The following is an 18,096-nucleotide window of genomic DNA, read 5'->3' as shown; positions in this document are numbered from 1 at the left end:
GACGGCGGCTTCGACGGTCCGCGGACCGGGGGGCAGGAGTTCGGCGGGCGCGGTCTCGGGCAGCGGGCCGGGAGCCGCCGGTGCGGGGACCGGCGCGCCCGGTACCGCGCCGAAGTAGGTCAGGAGGACGTCTCGCTGCGCGGCGATCATCTCCCGGCTGGTGCGCAGGAATTCGGAGATCAGCGCGTCCCGGTCGGCGGGGGCGCCGTGCGGGGGGTTCGTCGTCACAGTCGTCTCCACGACTCGTCGGGCCGGTGCGAGCGCACCGGGGAGGAGGTCTCCGGCGGCGGTGCGGACCAGCTGTCCGTCGACCGTCCACCCGGGCCGCTTGGGCACCGGTGTGCGGACCGCGTCGACGGCGTCACGTCCTCTCAGGAGCCAGGCGGCGCGCACCGGCTGTCCCGAGACGGCGAGTCGGGCGAGTGCGTCGAGCCAGCCGGGCAGGCCGCCGCCCTCGCGTGGCTCGCAGGCGACGGTGCGGTGCGGGCGGTCGCCGAGGATCTGCCGGACCAGGCGGGTGAGGACCGTGCCAGGCCCCGCCTCCACGAAGATCCGTGCGCCCGCCTCGTGCATCGCCTCGATCTGCCGGACGAAGGCGACCGGGGCGCCGATCTGCGCGGCGAGCCCGGCTCGTACGGCGTCGGGGTCCGGGTCGTACGGGGCGGCCGTGCGGTTGGACCACACCGGGAACTCGGGCGGCCGTACCGTCTTCTCCGCGAGGACCTCGGCGAACCGCTCGCCCGCGCCCGCCACCAGCGGGCTGTGGAAGGCGCAGGCCACCGGGACTTTCCTGGCGGTGTGTCCGGCGGCGCGCAGCAGCCGTACCGCGGTGGCGACGTCCTCGGTGGGCCCGGAGACGACCGTCTGCTCGGGCGAGTTGTGGTTGGCGACGACGACCGTGGCAGGTGCGCCCGAGGCGCGCAGGGCCCGTTCGACGTCCTCGGCGCCGGCGGCCACGGCGGCCATGGTGCCGGGGTCGTCGCCGGCCGCGGCCAGGATCGCCGCCGCGCGTTCGGTGCTGAGTTCCAGCAGCGTCTCGGGGTCGAGGGCGCCGGCCGCGCAGAGGGCGGCCAGTTCGCCGTAGCTGTGACCGGCCGCCATGTCGGGCCGTACGCCGGCCGCGGTGAGCAGGGTGTGCGCGGCGAGGCCGGTGATGCCGAGCGCGGGCTGGGCGGCCCGGGTGTCGGTGAGCGCGGCCCGCTGCCGGACACGCCCGGCCTCGTCGAAAGCGGCGGGCGGGTACATCCGCTCGGCGTGCTCCGGCCCCAGTTCCAGGAACCGCTGCAGTTCGGGGAAGGCGAGGAACACCTCGGCGAGCATGCCGGGGCGCTGACTGCCCTGGCCGGGGAAGAGGAAGGCGACCTTGCCGCCGGCGGACGCGTCCGTCTCCTCGGCCAGGTGGATGCCGGCGGCCGGGTCGTGCTCCCCGGCCAGCGCCCTGCGCAACTGCCCGGTCAGGCCGTCGACGTCACTCGCCACGATCGCCGCGCGCACCGGTTCCGCGGAGGCGTCGGCACGTCTGGCCGCACTCAGCGCGAGGTCGCGGAGCCGCCAGGGACGCCCCTCGGCCTCGGCGGCCGTCAGCAGGTCAGCGATGGCCCGGTGGGCGGCTGCGAGGTCCCTGCCCCGGAAGAGGAACAGCTCGGCGGGCCAGGCGTCCAGCGCCTGCTCGGGCGGTACGGCCGCGCCGTGAGCGCTGAGGACCACATGGAAGTTGGTGCCGCCGAAGCCGAACGCGCTGACCCCGGCGAGCCGTTCCCCGGCCGGGGCCGCCCACGGCCGGGCCCGCGTGTGGAAGGCGAAGGGGCTCTCCCCCTCCCGCCAGGCCGCGCCCGGCCGCTGAAGGTGCAGGGTGGGCGGTTTGACGCCGGTGTAGAGGGCGAGGGTGGTCTTGATGAGGCCGGCGAGGCCGGCGGCGCACTTGGTGTGGCCGATCTGCGACTTGACCGAGCCGAGCGAGCAGCCGCCCGCGTCGGCGCCGGCGGCGGTGAACACCTCGCTGAGGATGGAGAGTTCGGTGCGGTCGCCGACCACGGTGCCGGTGCCGTGCGCCTCGACGAGCCCGACGTCGGCGGGCGAGACGCGGGCGTTGCGGTACGCGCGTTCGAGCGCGGCCCGCTGGCCCTCCGGCCGGGGTGCCGTCAGGCCGAGGGAGCGGCCGTCGCTGGACGAGCCGAGCCCTTTGATCACACCGTAGACGCGGTCGCCGTCGCGTTCGGCGTCCGCCAGCCGTTTCAGGACCACGCAGGCGACGCCCTCGCCGAGCGCGATGCCGTCGGCCGAGCTGTCGAAGGCCCGCGAGCCGCCGGTCGGGGAGAGCGCGTGCACCGAGGAGAAGAGGACGTAGTCGTTGATTCCGTTGTGCAGGTCGGCGCCGCCGCACAGCACGACGTCGCTGGTTCCCGCGACGAGTTCCTTGCAGGCGACGTCGACGGCGGCCAGTGAGGAGGCGCAGGCGGCGTCGACGGTGTAGTTGGCACCGCCGAGGTCGAGGCGGTTGGCGATCCGGCCCGAGATGACGTTGGCGAGCATGCCGGGGAAGGAGTCCTCGGTGAGCCGGGGCAGCTGTGCCTCCAGCCCGTCCGGCACCTTTCCGTAGTACGACGGCAGTACGGCGCGCAGCGTGGCGGCGTTGGACAGGTCGCTGCCGGCCTCCGCACCGAAGACGACGGAGGTGCGGGACCGGTCGAACTCCCGCCCCGTGTCCCCGTATCCGGCGTCGTCCAGTGCGCGCCGGGCCGCCTCCAGGGACAGCAGCTGGACCGGCTCGATGCTGCCGAGCGAGGCGGGCGGGATGCCGTAGCGCAGCGGGTCGAAGGGGATGCGGGGCAGGAAGCCGCCCCACTTGGACGTGGTGGTGCCGCCGGCGTGGTGGACGGCCGGATCCCAGCGCTCGGGCGGGACCTCGGTGACCGCGTCGTGTCCGGCGACGACGTTCGCCCAGAAGGCGGGCAGGTCGGGGGCGTCGGGGAACATGCAGGCCATGCCGACGACTGCGATGTCCAGCGGGGCGGGCGCCGCCGCTCGCGCGGTCCGGCCGGCGCCCAGCCGTTCGCTCAGCTCCCGGGCACGGTCGGCGAGGAAGCCCGCGGCGCCTTCGGTGACCGAGCGGTGCAGGGCGTCGATCGTGGTGGTCGCCGAGCGCAGGACGGCCACGTCGCCGGCCATGAACATGCCCTCGGCGAGCTGGCGTCGCTCGTCGACCGGCGTGAGTTCGCCGCCGTCGGGCCGGTCCAGGCCCTTGCTGGCGATGCGCAGCCGTCCGACGTTGAGCCGTTCCAGCTCCTCCCAGATCCGCCGGTCCGGCACGCCCCGGGCGCGCAGCCCGGCTTCCCGGTCGCGGTAGTCGCGGGTGAAGGGGCTGGGCACGCAGCGGGTGGCGTGTCCGGGAGCGGTCTCCAGCAGGGCGGTGGCGGTCGCCGTGACCACCTGCCGCTGGAACAGGGGCTGGATGGCGCCGCGTTCGACCGCCTCCGCCGTGAACAGGTAGGCGGTGCCCATGAGGACGCCGACCGCGGCGCCCCGGGCGGTGAGGGGCGCGGCGAGCGCGGCGACCATAGCCGCCGAGCGCTCGTCGTGCACGCCGCCGGCGAAGAACACCTCGATCCGCCGGGCGGTCTCGTCGTCCCCGTCGGCCAGGAAGTCCTCCAGGACGGCGAGTTGCGCCTCCCACAGCGGGAAGCTCGCCCGCGGCCCGACGTGGCCGCCGCACTCCGAGCCCTCGAACACGAACCGGCGGGCCCCGGCCTGGAGGAACTGCCGGAGCAGACCCGGCGAGGGCACGTGCAGGAAGGTGCTGATCCCGGCCCGCTCCAGCGCCTCGGCCTGCGCGGGCCGGCCGCCCGCGATGATCGCGTGGCTGGGCCGCAGTTCCCGTACGGCCTCGAGCTGGGCGTTCCTGACCTCCTCGGGCGCGAATCCGAGCACGCCCACCCCCCACGGCCGGCCCGCGAGCACCGCCCGGGTCCGGGTCAGCATCTCGCGGGCCTGCTCGCCGCTCGCGAGGGCCAGCGCCAGGAACGGCAGCGCGCCCCCGTCGGCCACGGCGGCGGCGAAACCCGCCTGGTCGCTGACCCGGGTCATGGGTCCCTGCGCCACGGGCAACCGCGTGCCGAGGGCCCGGCTCATCGGGGAGCCGGGGAGCAGGGCGCGGCCGGGAGGGCTCGCGGGGGCGGCAGGCATGCCGGGGGCCGCGGGTGCCTCAGAGACCCCGGATGCCTCAGAGACTGCGGCTGCCTCGGAGACCACGGACGCGTCGACAGCCACGGAAGTACCGGAGGCCACCGATGCCCCTGAGGCAGACGCGCCGGAGGCCACCGACGCGCCGGAGGCTTCGGACTCACGGGAGGCTGCGGGTGTGCTGGTGCCCGCGGACGGGCCGGTGACCGCGGACGCGCCGGTCACGGCGGACACGCCGGTCACCGCGGACACGCCGGTCACCGCGGACGGCGTCGGCTCGGGCCCGGCCGGGGGCGCCAGTGCCTCGCGCACGGCCGCCGTGAGCGCGCGCACCGTGCCGGCCACGTCCCGCCGGCGGTCCGCGAAACGGGCCGCGAGGAACCCGTCCTGCCCCACCGGCAGCAGTTGGCGGTGCGGGTCCTGGGCGCCGAGCAGGGCCGCGACCGCCGCCGGATCGTCGGCCGGCAGGGGCGGCGCGTCCGGGCCCCGGCGGCGCAGCACCCGGTGCCCGCCCACCACGTCGGTCTCCGAGCCGTCCAGGGAACGCAGTGCCGCGGCGGTCGCCTCGGGCAGTTCGGACTCGGCCAGCAGGGCCAGTTGGCTGTCGAGCACCACCCCGGCGGCCCCACCGGCCACGGCCGCCGCCGCCGTACGGGGCCCGATGCCGCCGCAGGCCCACACCGGCACGTCCAGGTCCGGATCGGCCAGCAACCGCTGGAGGAGGACGAAGGTGGAGAGGCCGCCGACGCGGCCGCCGCTCTCGCCGCCCCGGGCGATCAGTCCGTGCGCCCCGGCGCGGACGGCCTCGCGGGCCGCGGCCAGGTCGGTCACCTCGGCCAGCACGCGATGGCGGGCCGCGATCCCGTCGACATGCCACGGCGCGTCCGGGGCCAGCACCACGGTGTCCGGTGCGGCGCGCTCCCGTCCCGGACCCTCCGGGCCGGGCGCGCCGAGGTCTTCGGGCCGCATCCGGCAGTGCGCGGCCACCCGTACGCCGTACGGCCCGGGGACCATCCGTCTCAGGCGAGCCAGCGCTTCGCGGGTCCTTCGGTCGCCGGCTCCCAGGTCCAGGACGCCGAGTCCGCCGGCCCGGGAGGCCGCCGCGGCGAGTCTGGCATCCGGTTCTCCGAAAGGGGTGATGCAGATGATCAGGTCCAGGGCGCGCACGGCAGACGTCATGATGCTCCGAGAAAGGTGGACCAGCACGGTGGGGGGCTTGTGCGACGTGGAACTCCTGTGCGAGGCCACCGGAAACTAGCGAGCAACTTACTCGCCGGTCAATATCGGCGCGGGCCTTCCCCATGCTGTCGAATTGTTTCGGCCAGCCTGCGAAACTCACCGCAAGAGCCTAAAATCCGATCAATTCCTTTGCTGCGCACCATCGCGCGCGCCGCCCTCGGGTACACACCACACCACCGCAAGCCCGTCAAAGCGTCCGGGGGATTCACCCTGCACTCACCTCTGCGCAACGCGCCGGGCCGGCGCGCCGCGGTAAGTTAAATCCGCATGTCCGCCGGCCGGTGGCTCGATCGGTACCGGGCCCGCGGGAACCCACCGGAAACCGCTCGGCCGCACGATTCCCGCGCACGAAACGCGAATCAGGGAAAATTATCGTAAACCGTTGAAGCAGCGGCCGGTGACGGGTGAGGGCTAGCCGAATGCCGGCAGCACGGCCGTCGCCGTCCCGGCCACGCCGGACGGGACGGCGGCGAGGTCGCCGGCCGGCGCGGTGAGCGACCTGGCGGTACCGGTGGACGGCACCGGGTGCGCCTCGGCCGCTCCGGTGTCCTCGCGGCAGGCGGCCTGGGCGACGCGGGTCCGATAGTCCTCCGGCGGCGGCGCCGGCCGGTCCTGTGGTGCGTCCGCTCCGGGGGGTGCGGGGGCGGCCGTCCGCTCCGGCTCCGGCTGCCGGGGCCCGCCGTCGCCGGGTGCCGTCCGCGCCGCCGGTCCGGTCGAGGACTCCAGCGTCCACCGCTGCTCCGCGGAGCCGTCGCGGGCGGTGACGACCACACGGGTACGGGACGCGCCGGAACCGGGGGTGACGGCCAGACCCGGAGGCCGGCGGAGCAGGAGTTCGCCGCGGACGGTCAGGTCGTAGGACACCTCGCCGGCGTGCACGACGCAGCCGGACAGGACGACCGCCCCGGCGTCGGGATCGGGGTCGGCGGCGAGGCAGAGGGCCGGATCGCCGACGCTGCGCAGCAGTCCGTCGTCCCGGTACGACCACTGCTGGGACAGGGTGGCGGAGCAGGACGCGAGGAGCGCACCGGCTCCCTCCCGGGCCCGGCCGCCGCGCACGTCCAGGCACAGCCCGGCGGCGCGGCTGCGCAGCCTGCCCTGGCCGACCTCGGCGGTCCGGCCGGCGTAGGCGGTCGACGGGGACGGCACCGGGGGCGCCTTGTCGGGGGCGCTCGGGCGGGCGGAACTGCCGCTGGGGGCGCCCCAGGTGGCGTGGGGGCGGGGGACACCGTTGTCGTCCGACCAGCTCCGGGCGGCGAGGACGGTGGCGAGCAGAGCGAGGGAGGTGAGGCCGATGCCGATCACCATGGCCTTGCGGCGACCGCCCCGGGGTGCGGTGCGATGACGTCCGCTCGCCGTCGGGTGCGGGGGGTCCGGCGCGGGCGGCCGCTGGTCGGCGGCCCCGCGTCCCGCGCGCGAGTCGAGATAGCGGCGGGCGCCCCAGCCGAGCACGGTCTCGGCGAGCAGCACGTCCAGGCCGCCCTCGAAATGGCTGAGCTGTTCCGCGGCGTACCGGCAGTAGCGGCACTCCACCAGATGCCGTCGCACATCGGGCAGCAGGACGCCGCCCCGTCGAATGGGAACCTCGAGCAGACGGTTGTAGAAGCGGCATTCCTTGGTGGGCGCGAGTTCCCGGTGGGCGCGTACGCACGCCGCCCGGAATTGCTCGCGGGACTGTTCCACCGCGGCCGACGCGGTGGCGGTGTCGACACCCAGCAAACCAGCTGGTATGTATATGGGTTCGGCTTCGACCTCGGTATGCCACAGAAGACATTGGGAGGCCGCCGGAAGTGCCCGGAACGCGCGCTCGGCGAGTTGGCGTCTTTCCGGAGTGCCGGGCATCGCCGCGCGCAGGCCGCGGCCGCCGTTGGGTTTGCGCAATTCAGGCAGGACGATGGGAATCACGTCGTCGGCGGCCCAGGCCCGGACCGTCTCCCGCACGGCCACCAGGAGTTGCGGTCGCAGTGCGCCGCCGACCGCGCCGCCCGACAGCCGGCCGAGCACCCGGCTGAAGGCGGAGGTAGCCACCAACTGGGCCGAACTCGTCGAAGTCGACAGGCAGATGACCGCGTAGTCGCAGGTCGCGCGCCAATGCCGGGCCAGCAGCAGGGCGACCGCGCGGTGACCGCCGTCGCCCGCACCGCGCAGCTGGGCGATCAGATCACGGTCGGAATCCCCCGGTGCGGATCCGGGGCCGGGCGGGTACGGCGGGCGTGGGGGGTGAGGGGGTTGCACTGGACCTTTTCCTTCCGGACCGCAGGGCGGCACGGGGAATGCGCGCCCTGCGGAAATCAGTGCCTGATTGGTGCATACCTGTCAGGGGTTCGGCCTTCCTCCATGAGCCCGGCCGCATCCCTCCCGCGGGACGCTCACCTTCGCACACGCGCATCACAGGAAACAAGAAGTTCGACTGACTGAAGTTCAGGACCCTTGAATTCAAGATGAGTTACCGCGGGTACCCCGCACCCGCATTCGAAACCGGCCGATCGGCGAAGCATCGGCCACCGGCCTGTTGCAAAAGCCGGATGACGCACCGCCCACAGGCTTCTCCCATGACTTCCTCGGCGCGGTCTCATCCCCGTGGCCCGGCACGGGACGCGTGGTCACACGCGCGCCGGTGCCGCCCCTCCCCCGCACGGTGCGCGAGGCGTCGGCCCGGCCGCCGGGCCCGGCACCCGGTTCCTGCCCGCGGTGAAGGAGAAGCCGAAGGAGTCGAGGGGCACTTCGACCACGTCCAGGAAGCGGAGGAGGCGCTCGCGGCCAGGGGCGCCACGGTGCGCCTCGACGCGGTGCGGACCCCGTTCCGCCGCGTGCTCGACCTCCGCGGACCGGCTCCGATCCGGTACGCGTCACCGGCCCGGTGGAGAAGCCGTCCCACGACAAGGGGTCGCCTTCGACGGGCCGCGCCGCTCCACCGGCGGCACGGCGGACCACCTCCGCACGGCGGTCCGCCCGGCCCGGGACCGCCCGGACCCCGGCCCCTGGCGCGCAGCCCGGCTCAAGGAGTTCACCGCGGGGCCGGGGGGCGGGTCCGCCGGGCGGAAGGGGGAACGCCGGGCGGCCCGAAACGCCGGGTCAGCCGTTCGGTCGCAGCGTCCACACCACCGTCATCTCCCCGGTGACGGCGCCGTCCTCGCGCTGGATGGCGACGGTCACGGGGAACTCCGGGCGCTTGCCCTCGTCGAGTTCGGCGACGACGTCCGCGGCGGGGCGGCCGAGGGTCGCCGTGGCCTTGACCGGGCCGAGGGCGATCTTCTTGAACGCGATCTCCGCGGTGACCGGCAGCGGCACGGCACGCGAGAGCTGGTCGCCGAAGGCGGCGAGCACGATGGCACCGCTGGCCGACTCACCGAGGGTGAACATCGCCCCGGCGTGCGGCCCGCCCACGTGGTTGCGGTACTCGCTCTGGTCCGGCAGGGACAGCACGGCCCGCTCCGGGGTGGTCTCGAGGTACTCGAGGTTCAGGGTCCGCACCATCGGAACCGTGGCGGCCAGCAGCTCGCCGATCGACATCTGGTCTGCGCTCATGGCCGCAATGTTACTCGCGAGTAGCACACTCTGGCCAGAGCCCGCACGCCACCCACTAGGGTTAAGTGCCATGTGGCCAGGACAGCAGCCGCCCGGGGGCGAGCAGAACCCGCAGAACAACCCGTACCAGCAGCCCGGGTACCAGCAGCCGAATCCGTACCAGCAGCCCGGCTACCAGCAGTCCAACCCCTATGCGCAGCAACCCCAGCAGCCGCCGTGGGGCGCTCCGGCACCCCTCGGCGGCCCCCAGCCCCCGCAGCGGCCGCAGGGCGGTGGCGGGGGGAACCGGACGAAGCTGGTCGCGATCGTGGCGGCCGCCGCCGTGGTCGTCGCGGCCGGCGTGACCGGATTCCTCGTGCTGGGCGGCGGCAAGGACGACGAGGGAGGCGGTTCGCACGACAAGGCGAGCACGTCGCCGACCGCCACCTCCTCGGCCTCGAAGGACAACCCGCGCGGCGACGAGACCGAGAAGCCGACCGTCGCGGGCTGGAAGGTCGTGGTCAACCCCAAGTGGGGCACGGCGTTCGACGTCCCCGCGGACTGGCAGGTCGACTCCCCGAGTTCCTACCTGGGCTTCACCGACGACAAGTCGTCCGACGGCAAGCCGCTCGCCATGATGTCGGCACCCGCCGAGTTCAAGCCCAAGTGGTGCACCTCCGACGACGACAAGGACGGCAAGACCTCGGTCACCTCGCTGGCCGCGGCGGGCACGAAGGGCGCGAGCGGCGCCAAGAGCCCGGCCGACGCGGCGGTCAGGGAAGCACCCACGTGGGTGTACGCCGGCTACACCCAGCCGGACAAGAAGAGCGTCACGTACGACAAGAAGGCCACCCCCTACACGACCGCCTCGGGCGTCAAGGGCGCCTATGTCTGGGCACGTTCGACGAACACCCCGCGCAAGGGCAAGTGCGCGAGCGACGGCAAGGCGCTCACCTTCGGCTTCAAGAACTCCGCCGGGGACCTGGTGATGTTCAACCTGTTCGGCGCGAAGGGCGTGAAGGAAGAGGTCGACACCGCGACCATCATGAAGATCGTCAGCACGATACGGCTGCACGGGGAACCGACGGCGAGCTGACCGGTCAGCCGATGCCGAACGCCCCGTCCGGCGGGACCGGTGACGGCACGGCGTCCTCGTCCCGGACCGGTGCGGCGGCGCCGGTGAACTCCCGCAGCACCGCACCGTGCTCGACCCGGGCCGGGAAGGCGTCGGAGGCGGTCTGCCGGGCCAGGGTGGCCGTGTCGAGCGGGTGGTGCGCGGCGACGAGCACCGCGTTGCCGAACCGGCGGCCGCGCAGCACACCCGGCTCGGCGATCAGTGCCAGCTCCTCGAAGACGGCCGCGAAGGTGGCGAGTTGGGAGCGGAGGAAGGCGAACGGGGCGGCGTCGGCGAGGTTGGCGAGATAGACCCCGTCGGCGCGCAGCACGCGGGCGGCCTCGCGGGCGTAGGCGAGCGAGGTGAGGTGCGCGGGGACCCGGGAGCCGCCGAAGACGTCGGCGATCAGCACGTCCGCCGAGCCGGCCGGCGCGGCCTCGAGCCAGGCGCGGGCGTCGGCGGCGTGCAGCGTGATGCCGGCGCCGGCCGGCAGCGGCAGATACTCGGCGACCAGTTCCAGCAGCCCCCGGTCGGCCTCCACGACGTCCTGCCGGGATCCGGGCCGGGTCGCCGCGAGGTACCGGGGCAGGGTGAGCGCGCCGCCGCCGAGGTGCAGCACGTCCAGCGGCCGCCCCGGCTCGGCGACGGTCTGCAGGACGTACCCGAGCCGCCGCGCGTACTCGAACTCCAGATGCGCCGGGGCGTCCAGGTCCACGTACGACTGCGGCGCCCCGTCGACCGTGAGCAGCCATGCCCGCTCCCGGTCGACGTCCGGCATCAGCTTGGCCGTGCCGTGGTCGGTGACACGGGAGACGGGTATGGGCTCGCTCACCCTCCCATTGTGCCCAGGCGCTAGTTGACGGCGGTCACCGTCCCCGCCCCCACGGTCCGGCCGCCCTCGCGGACGGCGAAGCCGAGTCCCGGCTCGAGCGGCACCTCGCGCCCCAGCTCCACGGTCATGCTCACCGTGTCCCCGGGCCGCGCCACCGCCGCCTCGCCGAGGTCGACCGCCCCGACCACGTCGGCCGTCCGGATGTAGAACTGCGGCCGGTACCCCGTGGCGACGGGCGTCGTACGGCCGCCCTCCCGCGCCGACAGCACGTACACCTGCGCCGAGAACCGGCGCCGGGGCACGACGCTGCCGGGCGCGGCCACCACGTGCCCCCGCCGGACGGCGTCCCGTGGCACACCGCGCAGCAGCAGTGCCACGTTGTCCCCGGCCTGCGCCTCCTCCATGGGCTTGCCGAAGGTCTCCAGACCGGTGACGACCGTCTCCACGCCGGCGCCGGGCACCTCGACCCGGTCACCGACCCGGACCGTGCCCCGTTCGACGGCGCCGGTGACGACGGTCCCCCGCCCGGTGATGGTGAGCACGTTCTCCACCGGGAGCAGGAACGGCGCGTCCAGGTACCGCTCCGGCATGGGCACGTACGTGTCCACCGCGTCGAGCAGCGCCTCGATGGACGCCGTCCAGCGCGGGTCGCCCTCCAGGGCCCCGAGCCCGGAGACCCGTACGACGGGGGCGGTGTCACCGCCGTAGCCGTGCGCGGTGAGCAGCTCGCGGACCTCGAGTTCGACGAGGTCCGTGAGCTCCTCGTCACCGGCGTCGGCCTTGTTGAGCGCGACGACGACGTGGTCCACGCCCACCTGGCGGGCGAGCAGCACGTGTTCGGCGGTCTGCGGCATGATCCCGTCCAGCGCGGAGACGACCAGGATCACCCCGTCGAGCTGGGCGGCGCCGGTGACCATGTTCTTGACGTAGTCGGCGTGGCCCGGCATGTCCACGTGCGCGTAGTGCCGGGTGTCGGTCTCGTACTCGACGTGCGCGATGTTGATGGTGATGCCGCGCGCGGCCTCCTCCGGGGCCCGGTCGATGCGGTCGAAGGGCACGAAGGTGCCGGTGCCGCGCTCGGCGAGGACCTTGGTGATGGCGGCGGTCAGCGTGGTCTTGCCGTGGTCGACGTGGCCCATCGTGCCGATGTTCAGGTGCGGTTTGGTGCGTACGTACGCCGTCTTGGGCATGGCTGAGTACCTCGAAGCCTCTGCAGAGGAGAGATCCGGGACGGACGGGGACCCCGAGGACCGGCCGACCCTCCCCCTGCGGGGTCCGCCGGACGTTCCGGGGAGGGTCAGCTTCGGGCGCCGTCGACAGCGGCCAGGAGGATCGGGACGGCAGCCTTCGGGGCATCCGCGACCGCGGATGCTGCGAGGAGGAAGGCGTACCGGAACATGACGCAGATCATGGCCGACGCTTCGTCCCACGTCGAATGGTTTTCCGCGCGCCGCCGCACCCCGGATGCCGCCCGACGGACGGCTTCCCTACGCCGATCACATACCTTCGTCGGTTAGTGTCACCGGATGCTCGATGCCACCAACCGCTCTGGGGGCACCGCCACGGCCTCTCCCCGGGCCGCCGCCACGGAGCTCACGGTCGCCGTCCCCGCGGCCGTGACCGCTCCACACCTCCGCTCGCCCCTGCCCTCCGCCGTGCCCGGGGCACGGTCCGGTCCCGCCGCCCGCTGCACCCGCGTGCTGCTGTCGCCGTGGTCACGCCTGTCGCTGCTCGCGGCGCTGCTCACGGCCGCCGCGGCCTGCGTACTGCTGTTCGAGCCACAGCGGCTGATCACGCACGGCTGGCCGCCGCAGCTCGGCGGGGCCGCCGCGGCGGCCGTGTTCGCGGCGGCGTACGGGCTGTGCACGGTGGCCTTCGTGCCCCGGCCGCTGCTGAACCTCGCGGCGGGCGCCCTGTTCGGCTCCCAGATGGGTCTGGGGACGGCGCTGGCGGGCACCGTGCTCGGCGCCGGGGTCGCCTTCGGGCTGGGCCGGCTGCTCGGCCAGGACGCGCTGCGTCCGCTGCTGCGGGGCCGCTGGCTGAAGGCCGCCGACGGACAGCTCAGCCGGCACGGCTTCCGCTCGATGATGGTGGCGCGGCTCTTCCCCGGCGTGCCGTTCTGGGCCGCGAACTACTGCGCCGCCGTCTCCCGGATGGGCTGGCTGCCGTTCCTGCTGGCGACGGCGCTCGGCTCGGTCCCGAACACCGCCGCGTACGCCGTCGCCGGGGCGCGCGCCTCGGCGCCGACCTCGCCGGCCTTCCTGGTGGCGATGGCCTTGATCGCGGTTCCCGCCCTGGTGGGCACGGCGGTGGCCTGGCGCAAGCGGCACCACCTGCGCGCCCGCTGAGGGCCCGGCCGAGCTGCCGTTGGGCTTGCCCTTGCCGATGGGGGTGCGTACGGCTTCGACGATGACTGCGTCACGCATGGTGGCGGCCTCCACGACTACGGGGCAGGACGGGACGGGACTACCAATGAGTAGGAAAATCAAACCCTCCCCTGGACTGTGCGCATGGCCGCCACGAAGGACCCGCGCCCCTGCTCCATCCCCGACGCCCTCGCGCTCGTCGGGGAGAAGTACTCGCTGCTCGTGCTGCGCGAGGCGTGCCTCGGCAACGGCCGCTTCGACCAGCTCGTGCGCAACATCGGCGCCCCGCGCGACATCCTGGCCACCCGGCTGCGCCGGCTCGTGGACGCCGGGATCCTGACCAGGCGGGCCTACAGCGAGCGCCCGCAGAGCTTCGAGTACCGGCCCACCCAGGCGGGCCTGGAGCTGGAGCCGGTCCTGATGACCCTCATGGCGTGGGGCGACCGGCATCTGCGCGAGGACGACGACCGTCCCATGGTGATCGAGCACATCTGCGGCAACGAACTGGTCCCGGCCGTCACCTGCCGGGCCTGCGGCGAAGTGGTACGCCACGAGGACCTCACGGCCCACCCGCAGAGTGAGGGCTGGACGGTGGCGGGGCCGACGGCCGCGTAGCTCCCTGCCGTCAGGCGGGCCCCGGATACACGTCGAGCCGCCCGCACATCCCGAACTGCCCGTACGCCGACGGCTGCTCGGCCCGCACCAGGGCGGCGGCCAGATGGGAGGCGTCACCTCGCTCGAGCCGGTCGAGCTGCTCCGCCGTCACGGCCGCGGCGGCCTGTGCGCCACGCCGCCAGCGCTCGCGCCACTCGGCGATCCGGGGCCGTACCAGCGCCGCAGCCGCCCGGTGGAAGGCCGCCAGCGCCTGAGGGCCGGCGGCCTCGCGCAGCGCACGGTAGCCCTCCAGCGCGAGATCGCGCCGGGCCCGGGCGATCCGCTCCCGCTCCGCCTCCGGAGCGTCGGCCGGGACGGTGGCCGCGGCGGCGTAGGTCTCGGGATCGGTCAGGTGCTCCGGAGGCAGGGTGAGCACCGCGTCGCCCGCCTCGGGCAGGCCGCTGTTCTGCATGAGGACGGTGATGCGCAGGCCGGCCTCGTTGACGAGCCGGTGGATCGTCCCCGGGGTGAACCAGGCCACCGTGCCGGGCACGAGGGGGGTGACCTGGTATCCGGACGTCGTGAGCGTCTGCACGGCACCCCGCCCGGCAGTGACCACGTACGCCTCCGAGCAGACCAGGTGCAGATGGGGAGTTCCGCCGCGGACGCCGTCGGCGGCGGGCCAGTCGTACACGCACAGCCGGGAGACGGCGACGCCGCCCGGCAGGCCCGTGAACTCCCCGCCGCTCACCACGGATGCGCCTCCAGGTACCCGGCGATCTCCGAGCGCTCCCAGGCTCCGTCCGCCACGACGACCCGGTAGCGCCGGCGCAGGGTGTCGCCGGGGGCCAGCTCCAGCTCGTCGAAGAACGCCCAGGACGGGGCGACGGCGGCGAACGGCTCGTTGCGCACGAACCAGTGGGCCGGATGGTTCCCCCCGGCACCGAGGTGGTCGTTCTCCGGGGCGTGCGCGAAGACGAGCGTCGCGTGCCCGTCGGAGACGTCGTGCTCGCCGGAGAAGGCCAGCCACGGCGCCTGGGCGCCCATCAGCCCGGGGCCCTCGGCGTCCGGGCCGATGATCCGGCCCGCACGGAAGGCGCGCGGGCCGCGCCAGAACAGGCCCGTGTAGCCGGCCATCTCACGCCCCGCGGTGGTCGGACTGCCGAAGCGGAGCGGCTCGGCCCGCCGGTTGGTGATGGCGCTGGTCCAGGTCAGCGCCCAGGAACCGGACGCCGGGTCCACGTCGTGCACCTCGATCCGGCGTTCCTCCTCCGCCCACAGTTCACCGGTGCAGGGGTGCCAGGTCAGCCGCTCCGCGATGACCACGCGGCCGTCGTGCGCGGTGACCTCGTCGAAGGCGACGTGCGCCATCGAGCCGACCCGCTCCGGGAGTTCGAGGTACTCCTCGCCGTGGACGTAGGAGTTGCCGCCCCACAGGTTGGCGCCGGACAGGTGCGAGGCCGTCAGCTGCAGGCCCTTGTGCCAGCGGTGGTCGTTGGGCCGGTAGTCGGTCACGACGTCGCCGGCCAACGTCCGGATCGGGTGGAGGTACGGCTTCGGCGCCTCCCAGGCGGCCTCCGGCCGGTAGACGTAGGCGAGGAGTTCGACGCCGGTGCCGGGCTCCGTGACGGTGATGCGGTCACCGAGGGCGTGCACGACCTCCAGCCGGCCCGTGGGGGTCACGCGGACACCTCCTCCGCGACGACGGGCGCCCAGCCGGGCACGCCCCCGTGCATCGCCGTGTAGAACGGGTCGCCGGGCCCGATCTCGCCCGCCTTCACCGTGGTGTCGGTGAACGCCGACTTGTACAGCGCGGCGATCAGCTCCAGGCTGGTGCGCCCGTCCGCCCCGCTGCTGCGCGGCCGCTCACCCGCGCGCATGCTCGCGACGAGCTCCCGCAGCTGCTCCAGGTGCGAGCTGGGCACGTCGGCGCCGAAGTTCTGCCAGGCGGCGGCCTCGGCGTCCGGCACGTCCCGGGCCGGGGTGATGCGCCAGTTCGCGTTGCCGTGGCCGTAGAGGTGGGTGAGTTCGACGGTGGCCCGTTCGCAGTCGATGCGGATGCGGCTCACCTCGTCGGGGCTCAGCACGCTGTTGACGACCGTCGCCATGGCGCCGCTCTCGAACCGGACCAGCGCGGTGGAGACGTCCTCGGTCTCCACGTCGTGGACCAGCCGCCCGGCCATGGCGCGCACCTCGCGCCACGGGCCGAGCAGGTCCAGGAGCAGATCCATCTGGTGGATGCCGTGGCCCATGGCGGGCCCGCCGCCCTCGGTGTGCCAGCGGCCCCGCCAGGGCACGGCGTAGTAGGCGGTGTCGCGGTACCAGGTGGTCTGGCAGTGCGCCACGAGCGGACGCCCCATCGCCCGCTCGGCGATCAGCCGGCGCACGTGCCGGGAGCCCGAGCCGAAGCGGTGCTGGAAGACGATCGACGCGTACGGGCCGCCGTCCGTTCCCTCCTCCGCCTCCACGGCGTCGTAGTCGGCGAGCGTCGGCACCGGCGGCTTCTCGCACCACACCCAGGCCCCGGCGCGCAGCGCGGCCACGCTCTGCTCGCGGTGCAGCGTCGGCGGGGTGCAGATGGAGACCAGGTCGGGCCGCTGCTCCTCGAGCATCCGCTGCAGGTCGGTGTAGGCGTGCGGGATGCCGGCCTCGGCGCAGAACGCCTCGGCGGCCCGGGCGTCGACGTCCATGGCGGCGACGACCTCGGTCTCGCCCTCCTCGGCGAGCCGCGCGAGCGCGGGCAGGTGGGAACCGCGTCCGATGGCGCCGGTGCCGACGACGGCGGCCCGGATGCGCCGGCCGGCGAGCGGGGTGGTGGGGCGGGGCATGGGCGTGATCAGCACTCCTCCGGGGACGGCGGGCGGGCGCGGACCAGCACGGCAAGCGCTTTCCCTGACCTCTGCAACGTATGTGGCGACATTGTGGCCGGTCAACACCCCCCTGCCGGGCCCGCCCGGCCCACCCCTGTGTCGGACCTGTCACGTCAGGGCGGTACGCTGCTGCCCTCACGGCACAAGATCACCGCCGGACCGCCGTCGGGACCAGCGCGGGATCGCCCTCAACCCCCTCGGCCCACTCAGCACTTGGACACGACACCTTCATGTCTTGGTTTGAATCCCTCGTCCTCGGACTCGTCCAGGGGCTGACCGAGTTCCTCCCCGTCTCCTCCAGCGCGCACCTGCGGCTGACCGCGGCCTTCTCCGGCTGGAAGGACCCGGGCGCGGCGTTCACGGCGATCACCCAGATCGGCACGGAGACCGCGGTGCTGATCTACTTCCGCAGGGACATCGGGCGGATCGTCTCGGCCTGGTTCCGGTCACTGGCCGACAAGGAGATGCGCCGGGACCACGACGCCCAGACGGGCTGGCTGGTGATCGTCGGCTCCATACCCATCGGGGTCCTGGGCGTGACGCTCAAGGACCAGATCGAGGGACCGTTCCGCGATCTGCGGATCACCGCGACGATGCTGATCGTCGTCGGCGTGGTCATCGGCATCGCCGACCGGCTGGCGGCGCGCGACGAGACGGGCGGGCGGCACCGGGCGCCCAAGCAGCGCAAGACCCTCGCCGACCTCGGCGTCAAGGACGGTCTCGTCTACGGCCTCTGCCAGGCCTGCGCCCTCGTCCCGGGCGTCTCCCGCTCGGGCGCCACGATCAGCGGCGGCCTGTTCATGGGCTACCGCCGCGAGGCGGCCGCCCGCTACTCCTTCCTGCTCGCCGTACCGGCGGTGCTCGCCTCGGGCGCCTTCGAGGTGAAGGACGCGGTGGGCAGCGGGCATGTGGCGTGGGGGCCGACGCTGTTCGCCACGGTGATCGCCTTCGCGTCCGGGTACGCGGTGATCGCCTGGTTCATGAAGTTCATCTCGTCGAAGAGCTTCATGCCGTTCGTCTGGTACCGCGTCGCCCTCGGCATCGTCATCATCGCCCTCGTCACAGCGGGTGTACTGAGCCCGCACGCGGCCGAGTCGGCGAGCTGAGCCGCGGCCGGGCCGGCCGGGCCGTGACCGACCCCATACGTTCTGTGTAGCGGCGTGGTAGCGCAGTGTCAGTGCTTGCCCCTAGGCTTGTCCGCGTGTTCCCCGATTCCATGACCCCTGGTTCCGTGCGGTCTGCTGCCGAGGTGAACGAGCAGATCCGCGCCCTGTGGCTGCGTGCGGGCGGATCCCTGTCGGCCCAGGAGCGGACGGAGTACGAACTGCTGGTGATCGAGTGGGCCGAGGCGATCCGCGACGGGATCGTCGAGGCGGCCTGACGGCCCTCGCCCCG

General features: G+C 73.9%; 13 protein-coding genes. 5 read left to right on the top strand and 8 right to left on the bottom strand.

Annotation, left to right across the window (positions count from 1 at the left end):
- From ABZX30_RS20920 to ABZX30_RS20910, 3 genes are all read right to left on the bottom strand, one after another.
- The coding region (locus ABZX30_RS20920; protein ID WP_355935419.1) for a beta-ketoacyl synthase N-terminal-like domain-containing protein at nt 1-5,358 on the bottom strand (5,358 nt) is incomplete at its 3' end.
- A gap of 471 nt (nt 5,359-5,829) precedes the next feature.
- Nucleotides 5,830-7,653, bottom strand: coding sequence for an RICIN domain-containing protein (locus ABZX30_RS20915; RefSeq protein WP_355935417.1), 1,824 nt, complete (start codon nt 7,651-7,653; stop codon nt 5,830-5,832).
- Between the two features lie 840 nt (nt 7,654-8,493).
- A complete protein-coding gene (locus ABZX30_RS20910; protein ID WP_355935425.1) occupies nt 8,494-8,931 on the bottom strand; it encodes a DUF4442 domain-containing protein in 438 nt (145 codons plus the stop codon).
- Between the two features lie 85 nt (nt 8,932-9,016).
- Here ABZX30_RS20910 and ABZX30_RS20905 point away from each other — a divergent pair, with 85 nt between their 5' ends.
- Complete coding sequence (locus ABZX30_RS20905) at nt 9,017-10,021, top strand: hypothetical protein (protein ID WP_355935415.1); 1,005 nt, start codon at nt 9,017-9,019, stop codon at nt 10,019-10,021.
- 4 nt (nt 10,022-10,025) lie between these two features.
- Here the strand turns inward: ABZX30_RS20905 and ABZX30_RS20900 are convergent, their stop codons facing one another.
- Nucleotides 10,026-10,871 carry a fused MFS/spermidine synthase gene (locus tag ABZX30_RS20900; protein WP_355935413.1) on the bottom strand — a complete coding sequence of 282 codons (846 nt, stop codon included), beginning with the start codon at nt 10,869-10,871 and terminating at the stop codon, nt 10,026-10,028.
- Between the two features lie 20 nt (nt 10,872-10,891).
- Nucleotides 10,892-12,061 carry an elongation factor Tu gene (gene tuf, locus ABZX30_RS20895; protein WP_355935412.1) on the bottom strand — a complete coding sequence of 390 codons (1,170 nt, stop codon included), beginning with the start codon at nt 12,059-12,061 and terminating at the stop codon, nt 10,892-10,894.
- Nucleotides 12,062-12,397: 336 nt separating this feature from the next.
- Here tuf and ABZX30_RS20890 point away from each other — a divergent pair, with 336 nt between their 5' ends.
- Both ABZX30_RS20890 and ABZX30_RS20885 read left to right on the top strand, forming a co-directional pair.
- Nucleotides 12,398-13,219 (top strand): VTT domain-containing protein, encoded by an 822-nt coding sequence (locus ABZX30_RS20890; RefSeq protein WP_355935411.1) that lies wholly within the window; start codon nt 12,398-12,400, stop codon nt 13,217-13,219.
- 162 nt (nt 13,220-13,381) lie between these two features.
- The gene (locus ABZX30_RS20885) at nt 13,382-13,852 is read left to right on the top strand and encodes a helix-turn-helix domain-containing protein (RefSeq protein WP_355935409.1); all 471 of its coding nucleotides are present in this window, start codon (nt 13,382-13,384) and stop codon (nt 13,850-13,852) included.
- A 10-nt stretch (nt 13,853-13,862) separates the two neighbouring features.
- Here the strand turns inward: ABZX30_RS20885 and ABZX30_RS20880 are convergent, their stop codons facing one another.
- Genes ABZX30_RS20880 through ABZX30_RS20870 form a run of 3 tightly spaced genes read right to left on the bottom strand, consistent with a single transcriptional unit; the run spans nt 13,863 to nt 16,659 of the window.
- Entirely contained in the window at nt 13,863-14,585 is a 723-nt protein-coding gene (locus ABZX30_RS20880; protein WP_355935408.1) for a cupin domain-containing protein, read from the bottom strand.
- Entirely contained in the window at nt 14,579-15,514 is a 936-nt protein-coding gene (locus ABZX30_RS20875; RefSeq protein WP_355935406.1) for a PmoA family protein, read from the bottom strand. The genes ABZX30_RS20880 and ABZX30_RS20875 overlap by 7 nt, the downstream gene beginning before the upstream one ends.
- Entirely contained in the window at nt 15,511-16,659 is a 1,149-nt protein-coding gene (locus ABZX30_RS20870) for a Gfo/Idh/MocA family oxidoreductase (protein WP_355935404.1), read from the bottom strand. The genes ABZX30_RS20875 and ABZX30_RS20870 overlap by 4 nt, the downstream gene beginning before the upstream one ends.
- Nucleotides 16,660-16,931: 272 nt before the next feature.
- On the opposite strand from ABZX30_RS20870, the gene ABZX30_RS20865 reads away from it, so the two are divergent.
- The gene (locus ABZX30_RS20865) at nt 16,932-17,807 is read left to right on the top strand and encodes an undecaprenyl-diphosphate phosphatase (protein ID WP_355935402.1); all 876 of its coding nucleotides are present in this window, start codon (nt 16,932-16,934) and stop codon (nt 17,805-17,807) included.
- A gap of 95 nt (nt 17,808-17,902) precedes the next feature.
- On the top strand, nt 17,903-18,082 hold the full coding sequence (locus ABZX30_RS20860; protein WP_355935401.1) for a hypothetical protein: 180 nt from the start codon (nt 17,903-17,905) through the stop codon (nt 18,080-18,082).
- Nucleotides 18,083-18,096: the final 14 nt, after the last annotated feature.

The sequence above is a fragment of the Streptomyces sp. NPDC004542 genome, assembly GCF_040610035.1.
GTDB lineage: Bacteria > Actinomycetota > Actinomycetes > Streptomycetales > Streptomycetaceae > Streptomyces.
The sequence above is the reverse complement of the archived record's forward strand: the minus strand, read 5'-3'. Positions and strand labels throughout refer to the sequence as shown.